At 37.1% G+C, this 7825-nt stretch carries 7 protein-coding genes; all 7 read right to left on the minus strand.

Going from position 1 to position 7825, the window contains the following annotated elements:
• Positions 1–7: 7 nt before the first annotated feature.
• The 7 genes from HMPREF9444_RS02110 to serS all read right to left on the minus strand — a co-directional run bounded on the left by HMPREF9444_RS02110 (position 8) and on the right by serS (position 7672).
• Positions 8–934 (minus strand): RtcB family protein, encoded by a 927-nt coding sequence (locus tag HMPREF9444_RS02110; RefSeq protein WP_009142678.1) that lies wholly within the window; start codon positions 932–934, stop codon positions 8–10.
• Between the two features lie 46 nt (positions 935–980).
• Positions 981–1166: a hypothetical protein gene (locus HMPREF9444_RS02115; RefSeq protein WP_040909094.1), complete on the minus strand. Its 186-nt coding sequence runs from the start codon at positions 1164–1166 to the stop codon at positions 981–983.
• A gap of 37 nt (positions 1167–1203) precedes the next feature.
• Complete coding sequence (locus tag HMPREF9444_RS02120; RefSeq protein WP_009142680.1) at positions 1204–2004, minus strand: hypothetical protein; 801 nt, start codon at positions 2002–2004, stop codon at positions 1204–1206.
• A 19-nt stretch (positions 2005–2023) separates the two neighbouring features.
• The gene (locus HMPREF9444_RS02125) at positions 2024–4009 is read right to left on the minus strand and encodes a DnaA ATPase domain-containing protein (RefSeq protein WP_009142681.1); all 1986 of its coding nucleotides are present in this window, start codon (positions 4007–4009) and stop codon (positions 2024–2026) included.
• Positions 4010–4348: 339 nt separating this feature from the next.
• On the minus strand, positions 4349–5860 hold the full coding sequence (gene purF, locus HMPREF9444_RS02130; RefSeq protein WP_009142682.1) for an amidophosphoribosyltransferase: 1512 nt from the start codon (positions 5858–5860) through the stop codon (positions 4349–4351).
• A 1-nt stretch (position 5861) separates the two neighbouring features.
• Complete coding sequence (locus HMPREF9444_RS02135) at positions 5862–6362, minus strand: CvpA family protein (RefSeq protein ID WP_009142683.1); 501 nt, start codon at positions 6360–6362, stop codon at positions 5862–5864.
• Positions 6362–7672, minus strand: coding sequence for a serine--tRNA ligase (gene serS / locus HMPREF9444_RS02140; protein ID WP_009142684.1), 1311 nt, complete (start codon positions 7670–7672; stop codon positions 6362–6364). The genes HMPREF9444_RS02135 and serS overlap by 1 nt, the downstream gene beginning before the upstream one ends.
• Positions 7673–7825 lie beyond the last annotated feature (153 nt).

The raw sequence follows: 7825 nt of genomic DNA on the forward strand, positions 1-7825 counted from the left end.
CCCGGTTTTAGTCCAGGATTTTGTCCGCACCCCCCCCCTCCTCAAATGCACTTTGACTCCACCCCTTTTCATCCTGATCTATATATCCTCCTTTTAATAAATAATCCATAATCAAATTTACAATAAGAGCTCTGTTATTTTGCGCCCATCTTTGACATATGCGCATATCATTAAGATAATCTTCCCTAAAGTCTCCTTCTAAATAGCATAAATCGTAAGGTATTGCAGTTTTATGCATTTTAAAAGAATTATGCAGCTCTTTAATCGCATCTTTAAGTTCAGATCTTCTTCCTGCATCTTTATACTCAGCAATCATACGGTTTTGTTTTTGCATCAATTCCGTCCAGCCTGATTGACATTTCACCGCTAATTTCTGGTAAATTTGCGCCACTTGCTTTCCAAGTCCACGGCTCCCGGTATGAACCACCAAGTAAAAATTATTTTCAGAATCTTTATCTATTTCAATAAAATGATTACCGCCACCCAAAGAACCCATAGATAAATTCAAACGCTTAGGATCATCAAGCTGCCTATAGCAGCGCATACTTTTAATTAATTCCTTTCCATTACGATACAAATCCATAAACTTATCCGGTATGACGTTATAATTTTTCCCGCGAAAATCGCGTCCTGACGGAATATTGCCCAGAATAAACTCATTTAACTCATGAAAGTTCATTGATTTTATACAAGTAAACGGTTGAACCAAAATCCCACACCCGATATCAACTCCAACGATGTTAGGAATCACTCTCTTGCCCAAATCTCCGGTAAATCCGATTACGCACCCTGCACCTGCATGGACATCCGGCATGATTCGAATCCTGCATTGCTTGAATACATCAATTGATAACAATTCTTCAATCTGATGTTTAGCACTATCCTCAATATTATCCGTAAAAATTTTTACGTCATAATTTTCTATTGTTATCATAGAATTATCTTCTCCTAAACAAATGACGCAAATTTAACTACTCTTTTTATTTTTTAGATTCATTTTCTAAAATTGCCAAATATAATTTTTTGGCTCTCGGATATCCAATCCCGAAATTACTTTGCAAGCAAGTAGGTGTAATTTTTTCACGATTTCTTTGATAATACTTTTCAGCAAATAGTTGTGCTGTTTTAAATAACGGATCATCTTTACCCATTTTAACTTTACTCATAATAAAACTCCTCATTAAAAAAACTTAAGATATATCTTCATAAAACAATAAATTTATTAGCAGCTACTTTTTGTATCGATGATTTATGTAAATCTCCATTTTCTTCTTCACTACATATACATTTAACTTCCACACAAGATAAGAAATCATTTATTCTTACTATGTCAGGAATCGACATGCAGCTATTGCATACTAATTTTTTCATCAATTCGCTTATCTTATATTTTTTAAATTTAGTATTTTTTAATAATGTAATATCAGAGGCTTCATATATTCTTTTTAATTTATTTTGCTTTTCAAGTTCCGCGTTAATATCGTTCAATTTCATGTTTGAATGTCTAAATCTTAAAATTATATTTATTATCCTCAATGACTCATACGGACTATAGCTGTAATATAAATTTATTAATTTATTCATATAATTAAAATCAGATCCATATGCATTATCTGCATTTAGCGATAAATTGTCTCTTGCCGAGACCATTTGCAAATTTACAGCTATTTGATATTCATTAACAAAAAAATTATTTTTACAATCAATTAATAAATAATTACTAAATTTTGCAATTCTGTCAAAAATATTTTCATATATATTTATCAGTTTATTATTTACAATTTTAAAATTATTTTCTTCATAAAGATTATTAAGTTCAAAACACATTGTGTTTAAAACCATTTTTCTTTGATATAACAGATTTCTAAAACTATCCGTCGAAGGTTTTGGCCATAGTCTTTTTGATAAAGTTCTTATTTCATGTTCGAATTTATATTTAATCTGATTTTCAAGGCTTTTTATAATCATCGAATTATTGTTGTTAAAAATATTTGTATGCATCATTTATTTATCCTTCTGTAATTTATTTTAAGAGCCATGCTGCCTTTATTTTCAAATAATCCTTTTCTGTAACTAAAGTGCTGTGCCATCTATCTCTATTTTTATTGCACAATATGTAGTCACCATATGGTAAAAGCTGCGAGGCATCATCGTTTTTTAACAAAGCTTCAGAATCAGAAACTTCCATCTTAAATGCCAAAATAGGAATATCACTTTTATACAAGATCTTTGTTGCTGCCGGAGATTGACTGCTTTTAAAAGTAAAAATAGAAAATATCCCTACTTTCCTTCCCTCTTTGGCAATCTCTATAAGAGCTGCAGCATCCTCCTCATAATCATCAATTTCTTCGCCGAACACCAAAATATACGGCAGTGATTGTTCTTTACAGTTAAAATTTTCACCTCTGCAGTGGGTTTTATATTCAGAAAATGAATTAAAACCGTTTGCTTTTAAGAAGTTTTCTCTTTTATAAATTTCAGATAAACAATCAGCGCAAATCTCTTTTAACCCTTTCTTTAGATCAATTAGATGCGGCAGACCTGCATATAAAGATTTAAATTTCTGTCCGATATTTACCATTCTCATCTCTTGAGGAGACTTGAACAATAAAAATCCCGTCATGAGACTTATAAACAAGGTATGAGGATCTTTACCAACCAAAGCCAACCATCCAATGTCAGCAAAATCCTCGATCCACGGATAACCGTAAGCGCTGTTAATACCTAAACAAACCGGTATCTTTGTGCTGCTGCATCTATAATTCAATAACCAGCTTTGATCTGCTACATCCCTTAAACGCACAAAGAATCTTTTTTTATAAGGAATTTCTATACCCGCGTTGCTTATACGGATCGGTCTTTGCAGAATCTTTTCAATATCACTTCGTATCTTCTTAATCTCTGATGTTTGAAGTTTGTCTATTTTTTTAGGATACGGCCTTTCGATCATAATAGCCGGACCGTTTTCCTCATAACACCCCCAACCTTTTGAAAAATAACAGTCATAAACCTTTTCATAAATCCCTTCGACTTCCTTTTCATGTTCCTTTGGTGTTAAATGAACATCTTCAAGCACTGAAAACGGATGAGTAGACGGTTTCAGCAATAAAAAAGATGGCCGCCAACTGCCGTAATCCTTGGCATTCAATAAATATGAGGCAAATTTAATACCGTTAACAGGAATGTTTTCTTTGGCAGATTTGCTTTGAATATTGCTTTTTACATATGAAAGATTGTAAAAAGTTCTATCATAAAAACAGTCATCCCCATCTTGTAAGCCTTTACAGATAGCTCTTAAATCCTCTGAATCCAATTCCTTTTCTGCTATATGAGCAACTGCTGCCAAAGACAGCAATTGTTTTAATTTAGTAAGATTTTCTCTAAAGCTTGATGCGGCAAGATAAACAATATTATCAGGAAGAGGTTCTCTGAAATATTCATTGTTTTTAAAAGCTATTTGTAATTTTTCCTGTAGTGAAATCTTTTTGAAATCTAAACGTTTGTAGACACCTATCTGTTTTACGAATTCTTTAGCATATGGTGACGTAAAATGAAATTTATCCGCGACAAAAGCAGATGATAAGATAGCCACTTTGTTTTTTGAAAAATTTCTTAAAATCTCGATAGTTGCATCTTTAAAAATTAATGAATCAAAAAAAGTATCTACATTATCAAGGATAAGAACATCATATGCGGCAAAGTAATCATTAAAAGTGCTATAGACAGTACTACTTTTATACCAATAATAATTTAAGGCATAAAATTCCTTACGACAGTCCAAATAACCGCATTTTAGCTTGTTGTGCTTTAATTTAAATTCATTTTGAAAAGCTCTTAACAGATGTGTTTTTCCTGTTCCTCTTTTCCCAGTCAATAAAAATATTTCACCAATATGATGTTTTGGATATAAACATATATCCATTAATTTTTTATAGCATTGCTTGTTATAGTGACCAATCAGCAACGTAGAAAATGAAAGTTCCGGATTGTACTCGGCTGAAGTTAACATTGTTCTAATCCTTTTTTGCAACTGATTTTATATGATCTTTTAAATCATATTAAATAATATAAAAGATCATATCAAGAACAATTTTTAAACTTTTAGATAACCGACTGATATGTATAAAAATTATTTTTATACTGATGAAATTTATAAAATTCCTATATTATTTAAGATTTGATAAAAGATAAGATAATTTATTGATAACAAAAGAAATTATTAAATAGATGGCTAACAAAGCACAGATTTGTAAAAATTAACGATGAGACTTACCGCTTATAAAGGTTTATTCATGCCAATAAAAAAAGGCACCCTGTTTGCGGTGCCCTTTTCACTTAGATTTAAAAATTAAATATTATAAATTTCCAAATCTTCATTAGCTTCATTCCATGCTTTATCGGCTTTAGCATCATCGGAACGCTGCTTATCAAGGTAATCAAAGTACTCTTTATCAATACCCGGAGTTATATATTTACCGGTAAAGACCGAGGTTTCAAATTCCTTAAGCTCGGGATTTTCTTCGCGAACGGCATCTTCCAAATCTTTTAAGGACTGATAGATGAGCTCGTCAGCGTGGATCTTCTTGCAAATCTCTTCCTTGGTTCTGCCGTAAGCGATAAGTTCTTTTGCCGTCGGCATATCGATACCGTAAACGTTAGGGTAGCGAATTTCAGGAGCTGCCGATGCAAAGTAAACAGCTTTAGCACCTGCCTCATGAGCCATATCCACGATTTGCTCAGAAGTGGTACCGCGGACGATTGAATCGTCAACGAGCAGCACTTTCTTGCCGGCAAATTCTGCCGGAATCGGATTTAACTTATTGCGAACCGACTTCTTGCGCTGCTTTTGTCCCGGCATAATGAAGGTTCTGCCGATATAGCGGTTTTTAACAAAACCTTGACGATAAGGCTTGCCTAAAATACGCGCCATCTGCACAGCGATATCACAAGAGGTCTCAGGGATCGGAATAATAACGTCAATATCCAAATCTGCGTAATCGCGCTTAATCTGCTCAGCAAGCTTAGTTCCCATACGTACGCGAGAAGCATATACTGAGACACCGTTCATGACGGAGTCAGGACGAGCAAAATAAACATACTCGAAAATGCATGGCTGCAGTTTTGCATTCTTAGCACAAATCTTAGAATGTAAATTGCAAGCCTCGTCAATGAAAATTGCCTCACCCGGTGCAATATCACGTTCAAGCTTAAATCCTGCGACATCCAAAGCTACGCTTTCAGATGCTACCATGTACTCAATCTTACCGTCTTCATCAACGCGTGAGCCTAGAACCAAAGGACGAATGCCGAAAGGATCACGGAAAGCCACAAGACCTGCGCCGATGATAAGAGATAAAACAGCATAACCGCCGCTAATAAGTTCATTAACTCCGGAAACAGCCTCAAATACTTCATCCGGGGTAGGAATATCCTTTGCTACCTTCGATAATTGCCAAGCAAAAATGTTAAGAAGGATCTCAGAATCTGATGTTGTATTAACGTGACGATGAACTTCATCGCATTTGACTTTAAGAGCTCTTGCGTTAGTCAAATTACCGTTATGGGCAAGCGCAATGCCGAAAGGAGAATTGACGTAAAAGGGCTGAGCCTCTGCGGCAGATGATGAACCTGCCGTCGGATATCTGACATGACCTATACCGATATTGCCTCTAAGCCGACGCATATGTTTCTGCTGGAAAACATCACTGACAAGACCGTTGGCTTTACGCTGTCTGAAATTTCCTTCATCCAGAGTAACGATACCGGCGGCATCCTGTCCGCGATGCTGCAGAACCGTCAGAGCGTCATACAATGACAAATTAACCGGTGAATGACTTACGATTCCGACCACTCCGCACATGTTATGCTCCTGTTATTGGGGTTCCCAAGTAGATAAAAAACCAATTTACGATGCGCTGCAATTCAGGAATAAAAACTGAGTTCTGCCACCATGAAGTCGACAAAATAAAACTTAGAATATGCAGCTTAAAGAAAATTTGCAGTAAAGCTAAAATCGCGCAAACCACTAAAATTCCGCGCAACACGCCGAAAACGATACCGAGCAACCTATCCGTACCTGACAAGCCTGCTTTTTTCATTAATGAACGAATAATATTGCCGCACATTCCGATAATCAGCAAAGTTGCAACGAACAATCCTATAATCGCAAGAATATTGCGGGTCAGCTCATCATTAAAATATGTAAGCTTGTCGGCAAGCGGAGAATAAAAGTTGCCGGTAACGACAAAGGCGCCTACCCAGGCGCCTAAGGATATGGCTTCACGAACAAATCCGCGAAGCACTGATAATAAAGCAGATACTGCTATAACGGCGACGATTGCCCAATCGGCAGCTGTTAGCATTACATGCTCTCTTTAGTTATTACTTCACGATCGTCTAAATACGGTCTTAAAACCTTCGGCACGGTAATGGAGCCGTCTTCATTCTGATAATTTTCCATTACGGCAACCAAGGTTCTGCCGACTGCAAGACCGGAGCCGTTTAAAGTATGGACAAGCTCAATTTTGCCGTCCTTACGGCGAACGCGTGCCTGCATGCGGCGGGCCTGGAAGTCGGTGCAGTTAGAGCATGAAGAAATCTCGCGATAAGTATTTTGTGCCGGCAGCCACACCTCCAAATCATAGGTCTTGGCTGAGCTGAATCCGATATCGCCGGTGCTCAAAGTCATTACGCGGTACGGAAGCTCCAAGCCCTGCAAAACGGCTTCAGCATCATGAGTCAAAATTTCCAATGCTTCCCATGAGTCCTCAGGGCGGACAATCTGCACCATTTCAACCTTGTCAAACTGATGCATACGGATTAATCCGCGGGTGTCACGACCTGCAGATCCTGCTTCGGATCTGAAGCACGGAGTATGAGCAGTAACTTTAATCGGCAATTTTTCTTCAGGAATAATCTCACCGCGGACCATATTGGTTAAAGGAACTTCTGCGGTGGGGATCAAGCAGAAATGACGATTGACGTCATCGCCGTCGGCGTTGCCGTTTAATGAAGTATGGAACAAATCTTCACCGAATTTAGGCATCTGACCGGTACCGTATAAAGAATCGAGATTTACAAGGTACGGAACATAAACTTCGGTATAGCCCTGATGCTTGCAGTGTAAATCAAGCATGTAATGAACCAAGGCTCGGTGCAATGCACAGATAGGTCCTGTCATTACGGCAAAACGGGCACCTGAAATCTTACGGGCATTGGCAAAATCAAGCATGCCGAGGCCTTCACCCAAAGCAACATGATCTTTAATAGGAAAATCAAACTTACGCGGAGTTCCGACGCGGCGAATTTCAAGATTAGCGCTGTCATCAGGACCTATAGGCAAAGACGCATCAGGAAGGTTAGGAACGGTAAGGGCGATTTCATTGATCTGAGCTAAAACCTTATCTTGTTCGGCTTTTACAACATCAAGCTCATCACCGATTTTGGCAACTTCATTCTTGATTTCTGTAATGTCTTTGCCTTCTCTTTTAGCCTGACCGATTGATTTTGACATTGAGTTGCGCTTTGCCTGAAGATCTTGGGTACGAACCATCAGATCTTTACGCATCTCTTCTAATTTGGTTAACTTTTCAACGTCTAATTTGTAATTACGGGTTGCAAGACGCTCTGCGGTTTCTTTAAGTTCAGAGCGCAAATATTTAGAATCAAGCATGGATAATTGCCGCTTATTACTAAGAAAAAAGAAATCTTAACGTGAGAAAACTCACAACGTGCAAATTTTACCATGAAGAAAGGTCTATTGGTAAAAAATAGCGACCTATCTTAATCCTGCCCACATTGAGCAGTAATTTTTAGGATTATTTAA

Source organism: Succinatimonas hippei YIT 12066 (assembly GCF_000188195.1).
GTDB lineage: Bacteria > Pseudomonadota > Gammaproteobacteria > Enterobacterales > Succinivibrionaceae > Succinatimonas > Succinatimonas hippei.

Bases quoted from the DNA above. Each gene is read 5' to 3' on its own strand.
- HMPREF9444_RS02135 (WP_009142683.1), bottom strand. From the start codon at position 6,362: ATGCTAACAGCTGCCGATTGGGCAATCGTCGCCGTTATAGCAGTATCT.
- HMPREF9444_RS02115 (WP_040909094.1), bottom strand. From the start codon at position 1,166: ATGAGTAAAGTTAAAATGGGTAAAGATGATCCGTTATTTAAAACAGCA.
- HMPREF9444_RS02110 (WP_009142678.1), bottom strand. From the start codon at position 934: ATGATAACAATAGAAAATTATGACGTAAAAATTTTTACGGATAATATT.
- HMPREF9444_RS02125 (WP_009142681.1), bottom strand. From the start codon at position 4,009: ATGTTAACTTCAGCCGAGTACAATCCGGAACTTTCATTTTCTACGTTG.
- serS (WP_009142684.1), bottom strand. From the start codon at position 7,672: ATGCTTGATTCTAAATATTTGCGCTCTGAACTTAAAGAAACCGCAGAG.
- HMPREF9444_RS02120 (WP_009142680.1), bottom strand. From the start codon at position 2,004: ATGATGCATACAAATATTTTTAACAACAATAATTCGATGATTATAAAA.
- purF (WP_009142682.1), bottom strand. From the start codon at position 5,860: ATGTGCGGAGTGGTCGGAATCGTAAGTCATTCACCGGTTAATTTGTCA.